The sequence below is a fragment of the Saccharopolyspora phatthalungensis genome (genome assembly GCF_014203395.1).
Lineage (GTDB): Bacteria > Actinomycetota > Actinomycetes > Mycobacteriales > Pseudonocardiaceae > Saccharopolyspora > Saccharopolyspora phatthalungensis.
In genome coordinates this window covers 70,555-91,202 of record NZ_JACHIW010000003.1, presented here as the reverse complement: position 1 = coordinate 91,202, position 20,648 = coordinate 70,555, and the positions used below count along the sequence as shown (strand labels likewise).

The window sequence follows — 20,648 nt, the reverse complement described above, 5'->3', positions numbered from 1 at the left end:
CTCTCATGGAGTCGGGGGTGTGTTCCGTTCGGCCAGGGAGTCCACCGTGACCCGCCGCAGCCGGTCGTCGTCGGCACCCGGCAGGGCTGGGCCGTGCTCGGTCAGCAGCCGGGCCGTCAGCTCGTGCAGGGCCTGCTCGTGCCGCTGTGCCTCGGCATAGCCCTGGTGAGTGAAGGCGCAGCGCTCGTAGAGCGGGACGAACCGCTCGGGGAACAGATCGGTCAACCGCTGCCGCAGCGCCTGGGCGGGTGCGGGTTCTGCCTGCTCCGGCGGTCGGGTCAGGGTGAGGTAGTGCTCGTGGGAGATGGCGACGATGGCGTCGACGTCCTTGCGTCGGCGACGTTCGTAGGCGGCCAGGGCGTCCGGCCACTCCAGGCCACTACCCAGGCACTGATCGAGTACCCGAGCATCCTCGAACGCACAGTTCATGCCTTGGCCCATGAACGGGGCCATAGCATGACAGGCGTCGCCGACCAGGGCCGCAGTGCCCTGCCAGGTCCAGCGGTCGCTGTGCACGGTGTGCACGGGGTTGATCGGACGGGTGAGCAATTGTGCGGCCAAGCCGTCGTCGCAGGCCGCCAGGTCCGGGAAGGCACGGGCGAACAACGCCGGCAGCCTGTCGCGGGGCGCGTCCCAGCAGAATTCGGCACCGCGCAGCGGAAGGAACAACGACCCGGTGAACCCACCGTCGCGGGTGGGAAAGGCCCCGAACAGTGCTCCGCCGCGTGGCCAGTAGTGAAAGGCGTCGGTGGCCCACCGGGCGCCGGCCTGCTGGGGCCGCAGATCCAGGTCCATGTAGCCCCAGGGGAGCCGATGCACCTGGCTGTCAAAGCCGCGCCGCGTCAGGGCGGCACGCACCCGCGAGTGGACACCGTCGCATCCGATCACGTGCTCGTACCGCATCCGCAGTGCGCCCTCGGTTCCCTCGACAAGCAGGGCGGGCTCGTCGACGTCCACATCAAGGACACGCGCACCGAACAGCAACCGAACCCCGCTGGTGGCCTGCGCGCGATCGACCAGCAGACGGTGGAGCTCGTCACGTTTCACGGCCCAGATCTGCTGACCGTCGCGCCCGTAAGCGGTGAACACCTCGGTTCCATCAGGCAGGTGTGCGCGCCTGCCGCTCAGCGGCGTACAGACGTCGCGTACCGCTTCGGCCATACCCAGCTCATCCAGGACCCGCCACCCATGAGCCGACAAGATCACCGTTAGGGACCGTGGCCTGTCCTGCTGGCCGCTGGCGTGTCCCGGATGCGCACGCTGATCCACGATGTCCACCCGTCCGAACCGCCGCGCCAGGTAGATCGCCGTGACTGGACCGGACATCCCGGCCCCCACCACGGCCACCCGGGCACGGTCGCCCGACGACGCGCCCACCAGGTCAGCGCTCACCGGACGACCCCGCACCGCAAAGGTCCACTGTGGATGACGTTGCCCGCTCGGGAGAATCCCACAGCAGCGGGTAGTAGCGTCTGGCCGCGCAACGGCTCAGGTACGCGCTGCCATCCGTGCCTCCCGTGCCGGACCGCGTCGCGATGAAGCGCTCGGTCATCTGTAGATGGCGAAACCGCCAGGTGGCCGCCCGTTCGTCGTACTCCTGCAAGTCACCAGCGAGCGCCGATACGTCGGGGTAGCGGTCCGGGCTCTGTGATATCTCTCGGAGCGAGTCCGGCAAAGACTGCTGTGTCCGCAAACCCATGCGTTCCACCACGTCAATGAAAGCGTCCCACAGGGACGGCTCGTGCATCCGCCGGGTCAGTCGCTCGTGCTCCTCGGACGAGAGGCCAGGCAGCCGCTCGACGGCGGGGACATCCTGGTGGGTGGACAGCAACTCAAGTTCCCAGTACTGGACCGACTGCCGCCCGCTGGCGGAGCCGAGGGTGTCACGAAGCTCCAGGAACTGTTGGCGCGGCATGGTCTCCAGCACGTCGATCTGTCCCAGCAGCAGTTCCTGTATCCGGTACACCCGGCCGAACAGGTGATGCGCCAACCAGAAGTGACCGGTCAGCATGGCGTTGCGGATCCGCTCCAGATCACCGATCAGCTGCTTGAACCACAATTCGTAGGCCTGGTGGACGATGATGAACAGCATCTCGTCGTCGACCTGCGGCGCAGCGAGCGGCTGCTGACAGCTCAGCACAACCGGCAATTGGAGATAGTCGCGGTACGTCAGGGGATTGTTGCTCATCCGGGGGCCCTCGAGAACTCTCGACCTACTTGTGGTTGCCTGCCTACGGACGGTGCACCGAGCACCACGTCGATTACCAAGCTATGCGCAGCGATCGCGAGGGCCGACCCGATGTGCACGAAAGGGCAGGGTTCGGGCATAGAAGGGCAAGAATTAGCCCAGAGTTTTCGCGCGACTAGCAGACTGGAGGTGGCCTGGTGTATAGGGCCTTTGGCCGTGAGCTCGGCGTCGCTTGCCGGTTTAAGTCCGGTCCGGGTAGCTGTCCCGAGGCTCGGTAGCAGGCCGGCGGCTTGGTCTGGAAACGGGTCGGGCCGAAGCCCAGCGTCAAAAGCCCTTATAGGGGAGCCGGTCTTCTCGACGACGTGATGTCCCAAGTAGACGGAGGGTGGGTTGGCGACCGGGCAGGGCGGCTTCCGTCCGCTTCGGACAACCTCCCCCACCGATGCCGCTTGGCTGCCCCGAAGGCGCACGGCCGCTAGCATGACCGGGACAGCACCTGTGCCGTCTCGGTTCGCAGGGCATCGACTCCGGCAAAACGCTGGAGAAACCCACCCGGCGAACACGCATGTGCCGCAGCATCAAGACCAAACCTGGTTAGATCTCCCTGAAGTAAGCAATATTAGCAACCGACCACCTACCCAGCGACCGCCGACACAGGTAACGCACGTGGGCCGTCCACGAGACGGTGGGAGCGGGAAGTGGTGGACCACACGTCGTGTTGCGCGCCAGGAGCGCGTCCTGATGAGGCCGCAAATGCCGTGGACGTCGTGTTTGTCGACATTGACACCCCGTCCGTGTCCCGGACCCGTTCGGCAGATGCGCTATCACCGGGAGCGGATTATGGCTTCCTGGGATGAGGCACAGACCTCAACGTCACTCCCGGCTGCCAAGTCGTTCACGGCTGACCACGGAATGACGACCACGGGCACTTCGAGGCTGTAAAGCTCTGCGGCCACGATGGCGCCCAGGGCGATAATCGAATCCCGGCGTCCCAGCACAATCCCAGCTGGTCCTTGGCCGGTGCGAATGAGTTCTGCCAGGCAGCTGGAGCTCGAACTCGAGCCTCGGCCGCTTGGGAGGAACAGCACCCTGCGCGTGACGCTGGCCCCGAGCTGGGCGTGGTGGACATCGACGATCGTGCCTCGGTCGTTTACGCCTCCCCAGAATGACAGTGGTTCGGACAATACAAGTGCGGTGCCAGATGCGCGGCCCTGGTTGAGGGGCACTCCGGTTGCCTGCCAGATCAATCCGACACCTCACTCATCGGATGGAGCGTCACCTGACCCCGGACAGCCGACTCGACGCACTCCTCGAGCGTTCCGACGGCTACGTCGACGCCAAGGTTCGCAGGGGCGTAGTGGGCCCACTTCGCCGAATTCGTCATCACCGTGTGGACTTTGGCCGAAAGGACTGACGTGACGTAGGTACAGGTGTCGACAAGGATGCGGACGCCCGACCGTTCGAGGATCTCGACTAGACCTTCTGCTTTGGCGTCGGTCAGTGTTCTCCGGCCGGTGGAGAGGAATACTTCGACCTCGTCATGGAAGCGGGGCGCGGGCTTGAGCAGCTGAGCGAGGGCGCGGATCTCGGCTATCGACGCGTGTGGTGTGCCCACGCTCACCGCGTCCAACTTGCCTGTCGAGCGGGTGGTCAGTTCAGCGCGAGCGGCTTCAAGGTCGCGGAGCTCAAGCCTGTGCACCGCGATCGGCCCGGATGGGTGGAGGACCGCTTCGAGTGTCGGCGCTTCGGGCGTGACGCCGACGGCATGGAAGAGAGCCACGCCGCCGGCTGAGGCGGCGGCTGCTCCCAGTGCCTTGAGGCGGTCTTCCGGCGTGTCAGGAGGAAGGCCCGTGATCACGGGATTGTTGCCTTGATCCGTCCAGCTCCCGACGAGGTATCCGATCAGGGGGTAGGTGAGTTCGTGATCGAGGGTTGCGCCGGTGAGGCCGGTGCAGTCGAAGAGGACGGTGGCCAGACGGCCCTCGTCGGTGTGAAGCCCGGCGTAGGGCGCGAACCCAGTGACCGCTGAGCAGATGTCGATGAAATCGCCGTATCGCTCTGTCCGGGCCCCCAGCACGGAGTTGGCGAAGACGACTGCATTGGATTCGGCCCACGCGATGTGCTCGCCGAACGAAGGGCGGCCCGGAAGCTGGTACGGCGCACAGGTCCAGGAAGGAGTGCAGCCCAGAGCGGTGTACGCAGCCATCAACGCTCGGCCGTCTTCGTAGACTTTGACTTCTTCCGGGTTTCGCCTCAGCACCATCGCAGGGTGCAGGAGGTCGACAGATCCGACGTTCAAGGTGGTGGGGACGCGGACCCGAGCGCCTCGCGCTTCGAGCCCGCGTGCAAAATCGAGACTCACCTGCCCGTGGTAGAGGCATGAGTCGACGTGGCATGAGTTGATGGAGATAAGGCGGCTGCCGCCGAGGGACCGGCCGGTGGCCACGATCACGCGCATAGCCATGGCGACCCCATCCCCGTCTCGGCCGCCTAGCATCGCTGTCTGATCTGGAGTGAGGTCAATCCCTCGGAACCCGTCTGCCGGCATCGAAGGCGGCATCACCTCACCACCCGTGTGCGCGCCTCGAATTCGAGAGCGCGCAGCAGACGCCTTGTGTACTCGTGCCGCGGGTCATCGAGGACGGCCTCGGTGGGTCCTTCCTCGACGATCTCGCCTTGGTACATGACGACGACGTCATCGGTCGCCTGACGGACAACGCCGAGGTCGTGGGTGATGAAGAGCATCGCCGTGCCCAGCTCGGCGTGCGCTCGGTTCAGAACCCCGAGGATCTGCGCCTGAACCGAGACGTCGAGGGCCGAAACGGGCTCGTCGCAGATGAGGAGTTCGGGGTTCAGTGCGAGTCCGCGGGCGATTGCGGCTCGCTGCCGTTCCCCGCCGGAAAGGGTGGAAGGCTTTCGAACGGCATACGTTCGGGGAAGCCGGACCAGCTCGAGGAGGTCCGCCGGGGAATGGCCACGGCGCTGAGCAGGCAGCAGGTCCAGCGCTTCCTGAAGCGTCGATCCGACAGTCCGAGCCGGGTTGAGGGAGGTGTAGGGATCCTGGAACACGCATTGGACCGAACGGCGAACCGCTCGGCGGTCCGCCGCCGTGAGTCGCGAGTACGCCGAGGCGTCAGTGTTGTTGATGTGGATCGAGCCTGTGGTCGCATTCTCGAGGCCGAGGACACAGCGCGCGAGTGTTGTCTTGCCGGAACCGGACTCACCGATGACGCCCAAGCTTTGGCCCTTACGGATTGAGAGGCTGACGCCCTTAAGCGCGTGGTGGTCCTGGTGGGTGCGACGATCGCGGAAGACCTTTGTCAGGTCCGTGACGCGAAGGACCTCCGCTCGTCGGCCCTGAGCCTGCAGGCTCGAAGAAGTGACCGCGACCTGGCGTGCGTGCACCTCGCTGTCGATTTCGCCAATCCGGACACATGCCGAGTAGTGCTCGGGACCCACTTGGGTCAGCGGCGGCTGAGCCTCGACGCATACATGACTGTTCCACTGGCATCGGTTGCTGAAGGCGCATCGACCTATGGTCTCTTCAGCTGGGATGATCGTCCCAGGGATGCCTACCAGCTGGGCGCGGAGGTCAACCCGCGGAATGGAACGGAGCAGTCCTTCCGTGTACGGGTGGGCAGACCGGGCGTCGATGCCCTTGGCGGATCCGCATTCGACGATGTTCCCGGCATACATCACGACCACGTTGTCGCTGTAGGCGAAGCCCAACCGAAGGTCGTGGGTCACGAGAATGACCGACATGCCTCGATCGGCCTGGAGACGGCCGATGAGGTCTAGGATCTCCTTCTGCGTAGTGGCGTCTAGTGCGGTGGTGGGTTCGTCGGCGATCAGGAGCAACGGGTCCTTCGCAAGGGCAGTCGCCAGAGCGACCCTTTGACGCATGCCGCCGGAGAGCTGGAACGGGTATCGATCAAGTACCTTGGGATTCTTGATCTGCACCTCGGCCAGCCGGGCGACAAGTTCGTCTTCATGGGCGCCCGCGGGCAGGGACTCCCGGATGTGCGCGCGAACGGTTTGGAGGGGATTCAGGATCGTGAATGGGTCCTGCATGAGTAGAGAGACCGTAGTGCCCCGCAAATGCCGGAGGCTGCGCTCCGGGACATTGACCATCTCGTGACCGTCGACCAAAGCGGAACCAGCGGCTTCGAGGCCGGGAGGGAGCAGCCCCGCAAGGGCGCGAACCGTGATCGACTTCCCGCTCCCGGACTCTCCAACCACGCAGAGCGTCTCGCCACGGGCCACCTCGAAGCTGGTGTCGAAGGTGAGGGGTTTGAGGTCATTCCCGCGCCGGGCACTCACGCTCAGGCCCGTGAGGCGCACCGCGGGGGCGGTGACGGAGCGAGTTGTTTCTGGGACGCTCATCGGGCTCCAGACTTGATCGAGATCGTAGTGTAGAGGCGGTCTGCGGCGATCGTCGCCGCGAGGGAAACCGCAATCAGGCAGAGAGCAGGTGCCAGCACGCCCCAGACGTTGGAGTCCAGAACCTGGCGGTTCTCGTTGATCATGAGGCCCCAGTCCGGGGTGCCCGGGGCCACACCTAGGCCAAGGAACGACAGGCCGGAGAGAACCGCGATCGACGAAACGAAGCCCAGAAGGAAATTGGTCAGCACCAAGGGCCACAGGTTCGGGAGGATGTGCCGCACGACGATCCTGCTGTGACTCAGGTCGAGAGTATGCGCGGCTTCTACGTAGGGCAGGCTTTTCCGCACCATGGTCGCGCCTCGGACGAGCCTAGCTTCCATAGGCCATGCGAAAAGGATGAGCATGGCGACTGCGAGCCAGTATCCGCCGCCGAAGACGCCGACCACAACCAGGATCGTCAGGAGCGCCGGGAATGCCCAGACGATATCCGCTGCGCGCATGAGGAACGTATCGAGCCGCCTGTTGGTGTAGCCGCTCGCCAGTCCGATCGTCGTGCCGATCAGGGTTGCCCCCGTGGCGGTGACGACGGCTCCGAGAATCCCCGTGCGGGCTCCGGCGATGAGGCGCGCGAAGACATCGCGTCCGAGCTCATCGGTCCCGAGCCAATGGGCCACTGACGGCCCCGACACACCGAGTCCGATGTCCTGGTACATGGGGTCCTGCGGGGCGAGCAGCGCCCCGAACGCCGTAATCAGCACCGCGAAGAAAAGGACGAGGAGGCAGGCGGTGAACACCGGGCTCCGGACCGCGCTAATGATCAGGGTTCTCATGACCGCTCCCCCACAACGATGCGCGGGTCGATGACCGCGTAGAGGACGTCGACGATCAGGTTGAATCCGAAGACCAGCAACGCGCTGAACAGCGCGAGAGCTTGAACCACAGTCAGATCCTTCGTCTCGATAGACGTCACAAGAAGGGAACCCAAGCCGGGCAGGGAGAAGATCTGCTCGACGAAGACGACCCCGGCAAGACTGGAGGCGAGCAGGAGCGCACTGACGGTGATGACCGGCAGCAAGGCGTTGCGAAGCCGGTAGCCGAGCTCGATCCGCATCCTGCCGAGGCCGCGGGCACGCGCGAAGGTCAGATAGTCCGCCCGTTCGACATCGATCGCGGCCGCGCGCGCCTGGCGGAAGACGACCGCGATCTGCACCGCCGACAAGGTCATTGCGGGCAGGACGAGATGCCATAGCTGGTCAACGAAGCCATCGCCCGCCCCAAAGACCGGAAACCATCCGAGCTGGATGCCAAAGACGTACAGCAGCAGGGTCGCCAGGGCGTACACGGGGGCCGAGAGCAGGACTATCGCGCCCGCACTCAACGAGGAGTCGGCGGCGGTGCCCTGGCGTCGGCCGGCAAGCAGTCCCAGCGGCACGCCGACTACGAGCGTGATCGAAAGGGCAAGGATCGCCAGACCCGCAGAGACCGGGATGCGATCCGTAACAATCGTCGAGATCGGCGTGCCGTCCACCAGGGAATTGCCGAAGTCGAGGCGAACTGCGTGGGTCACCCACTGCCAGTACTGCGCCCAGATGGGATCATCCAGATGGTACTGGGCGTGGATCGCCGCGATAGTCTCGGGCGTTGCGGGCTTACCTGCGAGAAGTGTGCTCTCGATCGACCCCGGCGCGAGGCGGAGCAGCCCAAAGACGAGTACGGATACCACTGTCAGCAGCAGCACCGCCTCACAGAGCTTACGGGTTAGGTAGGCCAGCACTGGGCTGCTCCTCCTCTGGATCATGAGCCATCAGCTCGCCGGGTGCAGCTTCAGGATCCAGCCAGATCCTCGCGGCGTGAAATTGTCGTAGGCCCATTCCTTGCCCAGAACCAGCATCTGCTTGGTCGTGTACAGCGGGATGAACGGAGCCTGGTCTGCGATGTCCTTGCTGATTGCCACAACAGCAGATTTCCGCTGTGCCGGGTCGGCCGTGCTGGCAAGGATGTCGAGGTTGGTCTTCGTCACGTCGCTGCTGTAGCCGGCGGTGTCGGCGTCGCCGAGCAGCGAACGCAGAGACTCCCAGGGATCGGTCGATGCCGCGCCGGAGAGGATGATCCGCAGCCCCTGGGGGTCGCTGATCTTTCCGATCTCGGAGTAGAACTGGTTGTCGTCCACCTGCTGACCATTCAGCACGATGCCAAGCGGCGCCAGCTGCTGCTGGATGACCTGGAAGGCCAACCTGCCGTCGGCGTTGAACCGGACCGAGGTCGAGATGCCCTTGGGTGTCTTCGACTGGGCCAGCTCGGCCTTCGCTGCATCGAGATTGGTCGTGGTGCTCGGAACCTGTGACGTGAAGTCCACGCCGTCCTGGCCGAACATGGTCTCGAACTGCGGCCTCGTCATCAGCGCATCGGCTGGCTGGGCCGCGTTGCCGGCCGTTGCCTTCGTGATGGCCTGCTTGTCAAGGGCGAGGGCGATGGCCTTGCGGACATGCACGTCGTTGAACGGTGCCTGACGAACGTCCATCGACATGTAGAGGTATCCCTTGCCCGGTGCCAGCGATACATTCGTCTTGTTGCTCTTGTACTGGTCGGAGTGGGCAGCGGTTCCGTCGAACGAACCGTCCACTTGGCCCTGAGTGAGCGCGATGCGCATGGTCTCGGGATCGGAGATCGTCGTGAACTGGACGCCGGCAAACGTCGGCTTGTCGCCCCAGTACTTGTCATATCGATCGAGCGTGACACCCGAGGTCTTCGAGAAACTCTTGAACTCGAGCGGCCCCGTGCCCATGTTGAGCTTGTCGGGCGTGCCGATCTGGTCTCCGGCTGCTTGCACGTAGGACTTCTGCACGACAAGGGCATCCGTGCCGATGGCCACCTGCAGGAACAGAGGGTCCGGGTGCTTGAGCTTGACGGTGACCTCGTGGGCGCCGGTTGCCGTCGCTGAGCTGACCGCTGTGAAGTCGTAGCTGATGAGCGAGCTCGGACTGATATTGCGCTCGATCGAGAATGCCACATCATCCGCGGTCATCGGAGCGCCGTTCCAGAATGTCACGTCATCGCGCAGCTCGAAGACGTAGGTGAGGGGGTCGGGCGAGGTCCACGACTTGGCGAGCCAGGGCTTGATCTGCCCGGCCTCCGGGTGGACCAGGGTTTCCAGGCCGGCGCTTTGCACGGTGTACGACGTGGCGTTGATCGCCTTGGTGATGTCGAGGCTGTTAGGAGGAGCTGGCAGCGCCCACTTCAGGGTCTGATCGGCCTTGGCTGAGCCCGGGCCGTTACTTGGGGCGCCGCACGCGGCGCCGCCGAGGAGCAGGATGACAGCGGCCGTCGCCGCACCTAAGCGGCCCATAACCCGATGTGAAGTCATTCCCGGAGCCTAGCGTCAGGTGTGATACCTCACAACCATGGTAGGGTAATATTCGAAGAGACAGACAGTCGGAGCACAAGGTTCGGGTGTCATACCTCGAAGGAGATCCATGGCGACGCTGCAATGGTCAGACGACGACGAACGGACAGTCGACCGGCAGAGCTACAGGGCGCAGGCCAGCCAGATCATCCGGTCGCAAATCGTGTCGGGTCGGCTCGAGCCCGGCTCCCTTTACTCCATCGGAGCGATCGCCGAGCGCCTGAATGTCTCGATCACCCCAGTGCGAGAAGCACTTCACGACCTCGCCAAGGACGGTTTGATAGAAATGCGCCGCAACCGCGGGTTCGTGGTCCGGTGCCCAAACGAGGAAGAGCTCGATGACATCGTGCAGATCCGCACGATGCTCGAAGTCGGTGCGGTAACGGAGATCACCGAGCGTTCGTTGATCACCGACTTCGATCACCTGCGCACTCTCTGTGAGCGGAACCGGGCCTACGCCTGGGCGCAGGACTGGGAGAACTTTGTCGAGACCGACAGGCAGTTCCATCTGGGCATCCTCCGCTTCCTCGAGAACCCGCGCCTGGTCGAGATCGTCGGAAACCTCCGGGATCAGAGCCGGCTCTGGGGCTTGGACCGCATCGCCGGGTCCGAATCGTTCCAGCGTTCCCTGAGGGAGCACGATGCCCTTCTCGATGCGATCGAAGCCGGCGAGGCGGCGGCCGCCGCGTCGGTCATGCGGACACACCTGACCCATGTGCGTGGCCTCTGGGCTGGCCTCAACGAAAGTGACTCCCACGTTGACGACGCTTGAGATCGTTCCGCCGGCAGCTCTCGAGAACATCGTGCCAATGCCTGTCGCCGTTGCCGCGGTGCGCGACGCATTCATATCGTTGGCGCGTGGCGAGTTCTCCTCGCCGCTGCGCACATCATTCGACTGCGGCCGCACCCTGGTTATGCCGGTGTTCCATTCGCCAACCGGCTCGTCGACCACTAAATCGGTGATCCTGCGGCCGGGGCAGCGCCCAGCCATTCGCGGTGTAGTCACCTGGATCTCCGAAGATCTCGAACTCGTCCTTGACGCCCACGCCGTAACAACGCTACGCACCGGGGCAGTGGTCGGGGTGGCTACGGAGATGCTGGCCCGTCCGGACGCACACCGTCTGGTCCTCATCGGCGCCGGCACCCTGGCATTCGACCAGATAAGGGCTGTTGCTGCCGTACGGGATCTCGAGCACGTGGTCATCGTGTCCCGGTCGCTGACGTCGGCCGACGCTCTCGGTGATCGGGTGCGCTCAGCGTTCCCAGAACTCACTGTCGTCACTGGCCTAGATCCCGCTCCGCACCTCGGTTCCGCGGACATCGTGTGCTGCGCCACCTCATCCACCCGGCCGGTATTCGACCCCGCCGACCTCCCTGAGGTCGTCCACATCAATGCGATCGGCGCATACACGTTGAATATGCGCGAACTGCCTTCCGGCGCCTTCGCCGGAGCGGATGTGGTGGTCGACGACTTGGAAGCGGCACGAAGCGAGGCTGGCGACCTCATGGACGCGATCGCCGACGGCGTCCTGTCGCTGGGATCGGTCACCGAACTCAGCCCGCGCCTCAACGCTAACGAGAAGGTGCGCAGGGGCCGGACGGTCTTCAAGTCCGTCGGGCTCGGGATCCAGGACTGGGCTATCTGCGACGCCGTCGCTTCGCAACTCGCAGCGAGCGGCGAGCGGGATTTCCGGCAGTCAGAGGCCCGCGCCTGACCCTTTGGCGTGACTCCGTTGGGAAACCTTCTGAGCCCGGAACGCCGGCAGCCGGCCGTTTGTCACCGCATGCGGCGCTTGGCGTGAAGGAATGGTTCGCCTGCGGAGTGACCGGGCGGCCCGCAGCACCCCACGCCAAGCCCCTGCGGCGCAGAGGCAGGTGGGTCAGGTTTCTTTGAGTCGGCTGGCGGACCCTGTTCGTCGGGCTTGTTGATCCAGGCGGTGGTTGACGGGACCGCTAGTTCGGGGTGTTCGCGTACGAACCGTTCGGGGTTACGGGTATAGCCGCCGGTGAACACTTCGGCTCGGGCTTTGCGGACGACCCGGGAGCGTCCATAGTGGACGTCGATGGAATGGAATCAGCCGATCCCGGAGTGTTAGTGCCCGGTTTTGTACCAGGCGAAGAAGTGCTGGCAGAACCCCCGCGCGTCAGCGCACCCCGAGCAGTGGAGGAGTCGACATGATCGCTGAGTACACCCGAGCTTGGTCGGCGATCGCGTGCGAGGTCCTGACGCGGCCGTATCCATACGAGGCCGCCCACAGATCCTTGGACGCATCCGACGTCGCAGTGACCCCGGATGTTCTCCATCCGGCATTTCACGGCTCGTTCGACTGGCATTCCAGCGTGCACATGCAGTGGTCGCTGATCCGACTACTGACGCTGCACCCGAAGGCGGTCGATCCCTTGGCCGTCCCGCTGTTGAACCAGCGGCTTGCTCCGGACGCGATCGCGGCCGAAGTCGCGTATCTCCGCGCACGACCCGCCTTCGAACGTCCATACGGGTGGGCATGGGCCACCGCGCTCATGTGCGCGGCCCGCGACTGCCCGGTACCAGAAGCACGGACGTGGTCGAGTGCCCTCGAGCCCCTGACGGAGACAATCGCCGACCTCACCTCGGCCTGGTTACGGCGCCAGGCACTGCCAGCAAGGCACGGACTGCAGGGGAACTCAGCGTTTGCCCTAGCCATATTCCTTGAGTCCTTCATCCGTCTCGGCTATTCGGATCTGGCGGATGACATCCGATTCAAGGCTCTCGAATGGTTCGGGAGCGACACGGCCATCGATACGCGTTTCGAGCCCTCAGGGACGGACGTCTTCTCTCCTAGCCTGGCTGAAGCCGAGCTGATGCGGCGTGTTCTGGCTGCCGATGACTTCCGGACCTGGCTCGAAGCGTTCCTGCCTGGCCTCGGAGAGGACCGTCATCTTCACCTTCTTGACGTGCCGCCGGTCGACGACAGCGGTGACGGCCCGCTCACACATCTGTCAGGGTTGGCCCTCTCGAGGGCCTGGCAGCTCAGGTCGCTGGCGTCGTGCTGGCCGTCCGACAGCCTGACCGGCGCCCGCTTGCGGGCGGGCGCCGAGCGTCAGGTCGCCGCTGTCCTGCCGCTGCTCACGGGCGGCGATTTCATGTCCACGCATTGGCTGGTCACGTTCGGCATCCTCGCGACCGCTCCGCACAACAGCCAGGTTGCCGCGTCTCGTCTGGGCGTTCGTCGCTCCCGGTGAGGGGTGGGGTCATGGACGACTTCGCTGGCACGAGACATACACGCCCTCGGTGCTTTTGGCGAACGCCGCCAGGGATGCGTGGTGGGGGTCATTTCTTGTGCAGGACCTCCAGCTCCGGGTGCGCCACAGAAGACGGATCTGCGGGATCAGGCGGGCGCTGTGCAATGAATGCACCCGTCAGGACCATCGCGCCGCCGAGGATCTGCGCGACGCCGAGATGTTCTCCTAAAAGTGCCCACGCGATCAGGGCTGTGAAGACGACCTCAACGTACGCAACTGCGCCGCCGACAACGGCCGAGAGCCGCTGCACTGCGGCTCCTTCTCCGAGATAGGCGACAATCGCGGAAATCAGAATAAGCCAGATGGTTGGGAACCAGCCGGGGACGCTGCCCCCATCGAGCCTGACCTGGCCCGAGACGATTACGTGCCAGGGGATTGTCCAAGGGAGCGCGACGAAGGTAAGGGACACTGACGCCACCGCGGTTCCGGTAGCCGTCATGACGAGCACGTCTGTCATGCCGGCCAGCCCTTCGATCATGAGGAAGTATGCAGCCTGGCACCCGGCCGATCCAACGCCGGCCAGTACACCCACGAGGTCGAACCCGATGCCTGCCCAGACTTCGACAACGATGGCCAAGCCGACGAGCGAGATGAGCACCCCGACGACTGCCGTTCGCGGAACTTTCCGACGGCGGACGAAGCGGATCCAGCCAATGATCAGCAGCGGGCCGGAGAACTGGAGCAGGATCGCAACCCCGACCGGAAGCCGCTGCGCCGCAGTGAAGTACAGGGTCTGAGACGCCGCCATTCCCACCAGTCCGTAGCCAAGCAGGTACGGCCACGATGCTTTGAGGGACGCAATGAGACCGCGGCCTCTGAGCAGCACCGCGGTAGGGACCAGGACAAGGGCCGCACCGGTCAGGCGGAGCCAGGCAGCTTGATCTGCGGCTACCCCCACCTCCATGAGGGACTTCGCGAACGGGCCCGAGCCGGCAAAGGCCGCACACGCGACAACCGCCAACAAAAGCCAAAGTCCTCGTCGCGACCAGGTGGCGCTCATGCCTTGTCTCGCAGCGCGAGGGCTTGGTGACCCGATTCGAGAAGCGGTGCCATCCAGCTCTCAATGTCGTCGGCCGTGCGCGGGAGGCCGGAGCTCAGATTTATGGGCCCGTCGTCGGTTGCAACGATGTCGTCCTCGATTCGCACCCCGATGCCCCGGAATTCCGGCGGGACAGTCAGATCGTCCCGCTTGAAATAGAGACCCGGCTCGATAGTGAAGACCATTCCGGGCCGGATCACCGCGCCTCGGTAGAATTCCCGACGCGCCTTGGCGCAGTCGTGCACGTCCAGGCCGAGGTGGTGGCTGGTGGCGTGCGGCATCCATCGCCGATGGTGCTGGCCGGTGTCGGAGAGCGACTCTTCGACGCTCACGGGCAGGAGGCCCCAGGCCCGGAGGTGCCGAGCGAGGACAGTGACGGCCGCATCGTGGGTGTCCTGGAACGGACGTCCCACCTCTGCGGCCGCGAACGCCGCGTCAGCCGCCTCGAGTACCGCGTCGTAGATCATTCGTTGGACAGCGGTGAAGCGGCCGGATACGGGAATGGTGCGGGTGATGTCGGCCGTGTAGAGGCTGTCCAACTCGACACCGGCGTCGAGGAGGAGGAGATCTCCCGGCCGTACCGGGCCGTCGCAAACATCCCAGTGCAGGTTTGTGGCGTTGTTGCCTGCGGCGGCGGTCGATCCGTAGCCGATGTCATTGGCGTCGCAGCGAGCTCGTCCGAAGAAGACAGACTCGATGACCCGTTCGCCGCGCTGCTTCTGAGCGGCGAACGGGAGCGCCTCGACGACATCCGCGAATCCCGTGATGGTGATGTCGACTGCGCGTCCGAGCTGGTCGATCTCCCAAGGATCCTTGACGAGCCGCAACTCGTCGGTGGCGTTCTCGAATTCGACGTGGATTTCGTCGGTCGCCAGTAGACCTTGGGAGTCGAGGAACTTGTCGACGGAGTCTGACGCGCCCCGAATGAGTCGGACACAGCCCTGCACTGGCTTGGCGACGTGCTCGTGGTACTGGTCGAAGGGGCGAACTTCGACTCCCAGGAAGTCTGCCAGCTCCTCGAGTGTTGGTCGCCGACCGATCGTGTACTCCCCTCGAACTCCGTCCATATAGAAGGCTTCGGTGCCCGGTCCTGTCGACGGCAGGATGTAGACCACAGCGGTGTGCACGCCGAACTCGTCTACGTCGATGATCAGGACGGAGTCCGGGTCCGCCTTGCAGCCCAACCCTGTGAGGTGCGCGAACGCCGAATGGGGGCGGAACAAGTACGTGACGTCATTCGATCGGACCTTGAGCGAACCAGCGGGAACAATCAATCGGTCGCCAGGGAAGGCAGCTGCGAGGCGTTCGCGACGTCCTCGGGCGAGGATCGCCGCGGCGCCGTCGCCAATAAGCGCGGCAGAGCGATCCGCCCAGCCCTGCGCCATGAAGTCTGCGAGGGCGGGGGTGGAACGCGGGTGCGCGCGCTGAGCAGAGGCGACATCTTGAAACCCACCGCTCCCTTGGTTGACCTGGAGGTTGTCCGTCACGACCGTCCCCTTCTTCATCGAAGCTGCTGCAAATACCGCGCCAGATTGGTAGCGCTCGCTAACGAACGGCGGTCGCGCGCCACGCTTCCCTGAGGCCGGCCGCATCCCTGAAGAGCATGGACGCTCGGCGGCGCATCAACAAACACGTAAGGTATCACACCTTTACCTTACTTTCCCTCAAACTTGAGCCGGTCAATCTGGCTAAATCTGAGATGGGCCAGCCGAGCCGCTGGCGTCCCCTCCCGGGGGTAAGGCGCCAGTGGTTCGGACTTCCAGCGGGGGTTCAGACAGCGACCAGGTCGTGCCAGCGTGCGAAGGACCGTGCGGGACAACCGGCAGCAGGGGGCCGATGCTCAACAACTTGTCGAACGCGACCCACAGCGGCTGCCGCCGCCTCCTCACGCCACGATCAGCAATCTCTAGCAGCTATTAGCGCGTAACTCGGCGAAGCCCCGAGACCTAAACGACACAAGTCGGCCGGGATGCTGACTCCAGCACATTAGGACATTTGCTCCTGCGCACCCGTACCGCACCCCGCGTCGGTGGCCCGAGCTCGCAGTGCGCGCGACACGTCGGCGCGGCCCTCGCCTATCAACCGGACCAGTGCTGTCGGCAGACCTTCTCGTGCAAGAAGGCGGTCCGCAGTCGCGAGTGTATTTGCGTCGATGGCCGATGCCCACCGAGGGAACAATGCTTTTACCAGCTTCTGACCGGTTTCTCCTTCGCTGCGACGCCACAGCTCAGGCACTTCGTCGAAATACCGGTCGATGTACGGGGCCAAGATCTCGCCCTGGTTGCGGTGGGCAAAGCCGCGGGCAAATGCCTGGCGCATTGCTTTCTGCAGTGCTCCGTCTTCGACTGATCGGTACCACGCCTCGGCCTTGGCCTGTGGCGTTGGGAGCAGCGCATACGCCGTGGCGGCGTTTCGATGAGCGGAGGCCGAGGGATCGCGATCGAGCTCGGCGCGAATGTCGGCGTCATTCACGAGGCCGTGGCCGGCGAGAGTCTGGACGATCGACCAACGCAAACTGTCGTCGATCACGAGCCCGGCGACCTGCTCAGTCCCGCGCCACAAACCTTGAATGAAGTCCAGGTGCCTGTCGTCGCCGGCGCATGATGTCAGCACCCGTGCCCACACGATCTGCTGGTCAGAGCCCGCCTTGGCGCCGCGCAACGCGGCGTATGCATATCGTGCCATGGCGCCATAACCCGTAGGCGCCCAGTCTCGGGTTGCGTAGATGTCGAGTGCAGTCTGGGCTTGATGCATTAGCAACTGAAGGACGCCTATGTCGTTTTCGCCGCTGGCACCAGCCAGCACCAAAGTAACGAAATCACGCGCAGCAACAATACCGTCACGCGTCATCTCCCACGCCGAGGACCAAAATAGCGCCCGCGCCATCGGGTCATCGATACGAGCGATACCACCGTCTCGCAACGTAGCAAGCGTCTGCCGATCGAGCCTGGGTTTGCCATAGGTCAGGTCATCGTCGTTAACCAGTAGAGCGTCCGGCTGCAGTGCGCCGATCAATTTGGGTACCGCGATCCTTGCACCCGTAACGTCTACGTCGACCCGGTCGGTACGAACCAGACGCTCGCCGTCACTGTTGTACAAAGCTATTTCCAGCCTGTGCGGCCGAAGCGTGTTTGATCGAACGACGTCCGTCGGCGCTTCTTGGATGAGCTCGAACGCCGTGTAGCGGCCAGCCTCGTCGACTTGGTATTCGACGCGCATGGTGTTGACGCCAGCCGTTTCCAGCCACACAGTCGCCCACCCGGACAAGTCGCGACCCGACGCCTCCTCCAATATCGAAAGCAATGCGGCCAAATCGGTGTTGCCATACGCGAACGTAGCGAAGTAATGACGCAGCCCAGTCATGAACGCTTCGAGACCCACCTGGGCGACGAGTTGTTTGAGCACGCTGGCACCCTTGGCATAAGTGATGCCGTCATAGTTAACAGCCGCAGCCTGTTCGTCGGGCGAATCCGTTGCTACGGGGTGTGCCGTCGGCTGAAGATCTTGTTCATAAGCGACTGCCTTCTTGCTCGCGAATGTGACCCAAGCATCGCTCCAGCGAGTTGCCGACGCCTGACACAGGGACGCGGCGTACGTGGCGAACGACTCGTTGAGCCACAGGTCGCTCCACCAACGCATTGTAACGAGGTTACCGAACCACATGTGTGCCATTTCGTGCAGGATGACGTTCGCGCGGTTCTGGTATTGCGCATCCGTAACCTGACCGTGGAACACAAAATCCTCGCTCAAAGTCACCGCGCCGACGTTCTCCATAGCATTGACATTCAGCTCGGGAGCAAAGATTTGGTCATACTTTCCGAATGGGTACCGGTGGCCGAACTCCTTGTTGTACCAGTCAAGCCCCTTCTTGGTCACGTCCAGGATCCGGTCAGCATCGAGGTCTTTGGCCAGAGTCCGCCGACAGTACAGCGCCAGGTCAATTCCGTCGTGCACCGTGCGGCACACATGATAAGGACCGGCGACGACCGCGGTGAGATAGGAGCTGATAGGTAGCGTCGGATCAAAATGGACAGTTTTGCCGCCGGTATGTCTTGCTTCAATGCGCGAAATGGGACTGTTCGATGCGACCTCCCAGTGTTCGGGGGCCGTTATGTGAAACGTGTACGGCGCCTTGATGTCGGGTTGGTCGAAGCAAGCGAAAGCCCGCTTCGCATCGGTGGCCTGAAAGTGCGAGTAGAGGTACGTCTCGTTGTCAAGCGGGTCGACGAACAGGTGTATGCCTTCACCTGTGTTAGAGTATCGAATACGCGCTTCTACCGTGACAGTGTTCGACCGTTGTAGTTTGGGCAACACGATGCCGGTCTCGGGCCGATACCGTGACACGTCCAGAGCCTCACCATTGAGAGTGGCCGTAGTTATGTCGTAAGCGACGAGGTCGAGCCACGTAGTGGCCGACGGGGAGTCGGCGGCGAACACTATGGTGGTGGCGGACCTGAAAGTGTCAGTAGACAGGTTCCCGAGACCGTCGGTGAAGTCGAGATGTACGTCGTAGGACTGAACTCGGATTAGAGACTTGCGCAGGTTGGCTTGTTCGCGGGTCAGATTCGGGGTTGTCACAGTTCTTCTTTCCTCGTCTGGTCAACGCCCATTCGGCGGGCCGCGGCAATGCGCTTCAGGCGTGCTGCTCATCGACGGCGGCCGAGAGCCGACTGCTTAACAGCCTGCGACACCAGCTTCGGCGCCGAAGAGGCTGCCCACCCCTCCGCCATGAGCGCGTTCAGCGCCGCAGTAGCGCGGGGGTGTGTGCGGCGCAGAGATAGGTCACCTTCTTCGGCCAAGAATCTGCACCTTCCCTTCCAGGATTCGCCAGCATCGAGATGTTGGTCGACTGTTCAGATGGGTTACGGTGGTCGCCTACCGGCAGTGGGATGCCGTACGAGCAGCTGCGATTACAGCTTTAACTTGTACCTCAACAAGAGAGTCGATCGGAACCGACTGCCATGCAGCGCCTTCGTCTACGTCGTCTCCCCACCTTTGGACCTGGACTCGCAAGCCGTTGGCAAGATCGCGAACGCCGCGAGGGGCGAGGCCAGCGAGGATCTCGATGTCCATGGCTCGGACGAGAAGGCTGCCGAATCGCTTCGAGTGTTTGAGAACGAATGCCTGCAATGACGCAAGCTCGCCCACGGTTATCGGCCCGTCGTCGGCATTCTCGCGCGCCGCCAGCAGCTCGCGTCCATGCGTGGCGACTGTCGGCACAAGACTCCGAGCAGCACGCGACACAGGTGTGTCGAGGAGCTCGAAAGCGTCAAGTTGATCGATTACCGACTCGAGCAGTTCTCCCCGCTGAACCAACGAGTTGCCTGCATCGAGTCGTGCCTGATGGGAGTTGACACTCGCGACGGTGCGGTCACCGAACTCGGTGTTTCTCCACATGGGAACCTCGGGGATGATCCCCAGGGCGCCGTACTTCTGCGCGTAGTGGATGCTTGACGAGCCGGTACCCCATTCAGCCGCTAGGTCCATTCCACGCGCCGCGGCCTCGCTAGGGTGACCGAACTTGAAAATGCCTGGTGCGAACGACTCATCGTTTTCACCCTCCGGCTTACCCAGGTCCATCGGCACCCCGGCACCAGCGCAAATTTTTGTCAAAACCGGGTACAATGATGGCTCAGGGCGAGACAGGTAGAAGTACGCTCCACCCATTTCACAGTCGTGCAACGATGCCAGGACATCCGGCTTGACACCGTCGATCAACCTCATCATCGCCATAGTCTCGGGCAACGGCTTGTCGAAAACGTATCCGTCAGTGGTAAGCGGGAAGGTCCATTCAACCTGCTCTGCAGAGGCGGGCCGGTAGAAGTAACGCTCGTAGCGCGTTCGAGAAAGCGGCCGCCCGAGCCACTCCTCGTTCAGCCTCATCGCGTCAGGGTCCACACATACGGCAATATGCCAGGTATAGCCAAGGTCCCGCGCAAGGCCCTGATCGTTCGAAAGCTGTTCCGCTAGGGCTAGGGCCGTGAGACCGCCGATCGGCTCGTTGGGGTGCACCCCAGCGAGAACAACCGCGTGCCGTCCTCCCTCACCAACGGTAAGAACGCCCAGATCCTCGCCGAGTCGCGACGATCCCATGGAACTCCAACCGACCCTGCCTCCGGAATCGTCGGCGAGCCGTCTGGCGCGCGCATGAAGAGTGTCTAGCGTCGGAAGCTGATCCACGACGCCCGTGACAGGGCGGCCATCCGATACAGACATCATAGCTCCCGTAAGGTATTGGTTTTGAATCTAACGTCTGCCGACATCGACGCTCAGGAGATCATCGCCAGCCATCGGTTAGGCGACCGGCTACGCCACCTCCAGGTAGATCTCCAACTGGCCCCGGCTCGTGCAAT

General features: G+C 63.7%; 15 protein-coding genes. 3 read left to right on the top strand and 12 right to left on the bottom strand.

Features of this window, described 5'->3' with window-relative positions; translation table 11 throughout:
- Window positions 1–3: 3 nt before the first annotated feature.
- The 8 genes from BJ970_RS35750 to BJ970_RS35715 form a co-directional block, all read right to left on the bottom strand.
- The gene (locus tag BJ970_RS35750; RefSeq protein ID WP_184732820.1) at window positions 4–1,392 is read right to left on the bottom strand and encodes an FAD-dependent oxidoreductase; all 1,389 of its coding nucleotides are present in this window, start codon (window positions 1,390–1,392) and stop codon (window positions 4–6) included.
- Window positions 1,382–2,188, bottom strand: a complete 807-nt coding sequence (locus tag BJ970_RS35745) for a tryptophan 2,3-dioxygenase family protein (RefSeq protein WP_184732818.1) — start codon at window positions 2,186–2,188, stop codon at window positions 1,382–1,384. The genes BJ970_RS35750 and BJ970_RS35745 overlap by 11 nt, the downstream gene beginning before the upstream one ends.
- 824 nt (window positions 2,189–3,012) lie before the next feature.
- Window positions 3,013–3,414: an aconitase X swivel domain-containing protein gene (locus tag BJ970_RS40310; protein WP_376775190.1), complete on the bottom strand. Its 402-nt coding sequence runs from the start codon at window positions 3,412–3,414 to the stop codon at window positions 3,013–3,015.
- A gap of 17 nt (window positions 3,415–3,431) precedes the next feature.
- Entirely contained in the window at window positions 3,432–4,736 is a 1,305-nt protein-coding gene (locus BJ970_RS35735) for an aconitase X (RefSeq protein WP_184733050.1), read from the bottom strand.
- Between the two features lie 11 nt (window positions 4,737–4,747).
- Window positions 4,748–6,571, bottom strand: a complete 1,824-nt coding sequence (locus tag BJ970_RS35730; protein WP_184732816.1) for a dipeptide ABC transporter ATP-binding protein — start codon at window positions 6,569–6,571, stop codon at window positions 4,748–4,750.
- The gene (locus tag BJ970_RS35725) at window positions 6,568–7,401 is read right to left on the bottom strand and encodes an ABC transporter permease (RefSeq protein WP_184732814.1); all 834 of its coding nucleotides are present in this window, start codon (window positions 7,399–7,401) and stop codon (window positions 6,568–6,570) included. The genes BJ970_RS35730 and BJ970_RS35725 overlap by 4 nt, the downstream gene beginning before the upstream one ends.
- Window positions 7,398–8,345 carry an ABC transporter permease gene (locus tag BJ970_RS35720; RefSeq protein ID WP_312864648.1) on the bottom strand — a complete coding sequence of 316 codons (948 nt, stop codon included), beginning with the start codon at window positions 8,343–8,345 and terminating at the stop codon, window positions 7,398–7,400. Before BJ970_RS35720 ends, BJ970_RS35725 begins: the two co-directional genes overlap by 4 nt.
- Before the next feature lie 30 nt (window positions 8,346–8,375).
- Window positions 8,376–9,935, bottom strand: a complete 1,560-nt coding sequence (locus BJ970_RS35715) for an ABC transporter substrate-binding protein (protein ID WP_184732810.1) — start codon at window positions 9,933–9,935, stop codon at window positions 8,376–8,378.
- 109 nt (window positions 9,936–10,044) lie between these two features.
- On the opposite strand from BJ970_RS35715, the gene BJ970_RS35710 reads away from it, so the two are divergent.
- The 3 genes from BJ970_RS35710 (at window position 10,045) to BJ970_RS35700 (ending at window position 13,196) form a co-directional block, all read left to right on the top strand.
- Window positions 10,045–10,746: a GntR family transcriptional regulator gene (locus BJ970_RS35710; RefSeq protein WP_184732808.1), complete on the top strand. Its 702-nt coding sequence runs from the start codon at window positions 10,045–10,047 to the stop codon at window positions 10,744–10,746.
- Window positions 10,747–10,783: 37 nt separating this feature from the next.
- Window positions 10,784–11,689, top strand: a complete 906-nt coding sequence (locus tag BJ970_RS35705) for an ornithine cyclodeaminase family protein (protein ID WP_246472197.1) — start codon at window positions 10,784–10,786, stop codon at window positions 11,687–11,689.
- A 460-nt stretch (window positions 11,690–12,149) separates the two neighbouring features.
- Window positions 12,150–13,196: a DUF2891 family protein gene (locus BJ970_RS35700; RefSeq protein ID WP_184732804.1), complete on the top strand. Its 1,047-nt coding sequence runs from the start codon at window positions 12,150–12,152 to the stop codon at window positions 13,194–13,196.
- 88 nt (window positions 13,197–13,284) lie between these two features.
- On the opposite strand, the gene BJ970_RS35695 is transcribed toward BJ970_RS35700, so the two are convergent.
- From BJ970_RS35695 to BJ970_RS35680, 4 genes are all read right to left on the bottom strand, one after another.
- Entirely contained in the window at window positions 13,285–14,256 is a 972-nt protein-coding gene (locus BJ970_RS35695; protein ID WP_184732803.1) for an EamA family transporter, read from the bottom strand.
- A complete protein-coding gene (locus BJ970_RS35690; RefSeq protein WP_184732801.1) occupies window positions 14,253–15,782 on the bottom strand; it encodes an aminopeptidase P family protein in 1,530 nt (509 codons plus the stop codon). Before BJ970_RS35690 ends, BJ970_RS35695 begins: the two co-directional genes overlap by 4 nt.
- Window positions 15,783–16,281: 499 nt before the next feature.
- A complete protein-coding gene (gene pepN, locus BJ970_RS35685; protein ID WP_184732799.1) occupies window positions 16,282–18,873 on the bottom strand; it encodes an aminopeptidase N in 2,592 nt (863 codons plus the stop codon).
- Window positions 18,874–19,170: 297 nt separating this feature from the next.
- On the bottom strand, window positions 19,171–20,511 hold the full coding sequence (locus BJ970_RS35680; protein ID WP_184732797.1) for a M14 family zinc carboxypeptidase: 1,341 nt from the start codon (window positions 20,509–20,511) through the stop codon (window positions 19,171–19,173).
- Window positions 20,512–20,648: the final 137 nt, after the last annotated feature.

What these genes read in the sequence shown, in the direction of transcription:
- BJ970_RS35745 (WP_184732818.1), bottom strand. Translation starts at nt 2,188, where the DNA reads ATGAGCAACAATCCCCTGACGTACCGCGACTATCTCCAATTGCCGGTT.
- BJ970_RS35735 (WP_184733050.1), bottom strand. Translation starts at nt 4,736, where the DNA reads ATGCCGGCAGACGGGTTCCGAGGGATTGACCTCACTCCAGATCAGACA.
- BJ970_RS35730 (WP_184732816.1), bottom strand. Translation starts at nt 6,571, where the DNA reads ATGAGCGTCCCAGAAACAACTCGCTCCGTCACCGCCCCCGCGGTGCGC.
- BJ970_RS35725 (WP_184732814.1), bottom strand. Translation starts at nt 7,401, where the DNA reads ATGAGAACCCTGATCATTAGCGCGGTCCGGAGCCCGGTGTTCACCGCC.
- BJ970_RS35715 (WP_184732810.1), bottom strand. Translation starts at nt 9,935, where the DNA reads ATGACTTCACATCGGGTTATGGGCCGCTTAGGTGCGGCGACGGCCGCT.
- BJ970_RS35710 (WP_184732808.1), top strand. Translation starts at nt 10,045, where the DNA reads ATGGCGACGCTGCAATGGTCAGACGACGACGAACGGACAGTCGACCGG.
- BJ970_RS35705 (WP_246472197.1), top strand. Translation starts at nt 10,784, where the DNA reads ATGCCTGTCGCCGTTGCCGCGGTGCGCGACGCATTCATATCGTTGGCG.
- BJ970_RS35700 (WP_184732804.1), top strand. Translation starts at nt 12,150, where the DNA reads ATGATCGCTGAGTACACCCGAGCTTGGTCGGCGATCGCGTGCGAGGTC.
- BJ970_RS35695 (WP_184732803.1), bottom strand. Translation starts at nt 14,256, where the DNA reads ATGAGCGCCACCTGGTCGCGACGAGGACTTTGGCTTTTGTTGGCGGTT.
- BJ970_RS35680 (WP_184732797.1), bottom strand. Translation starts at nt 20,511, where the DNA reads ATGTCTGTATCGGATGGCCGCCCTGTCACGGGCGTCGTGGATCAGCTT.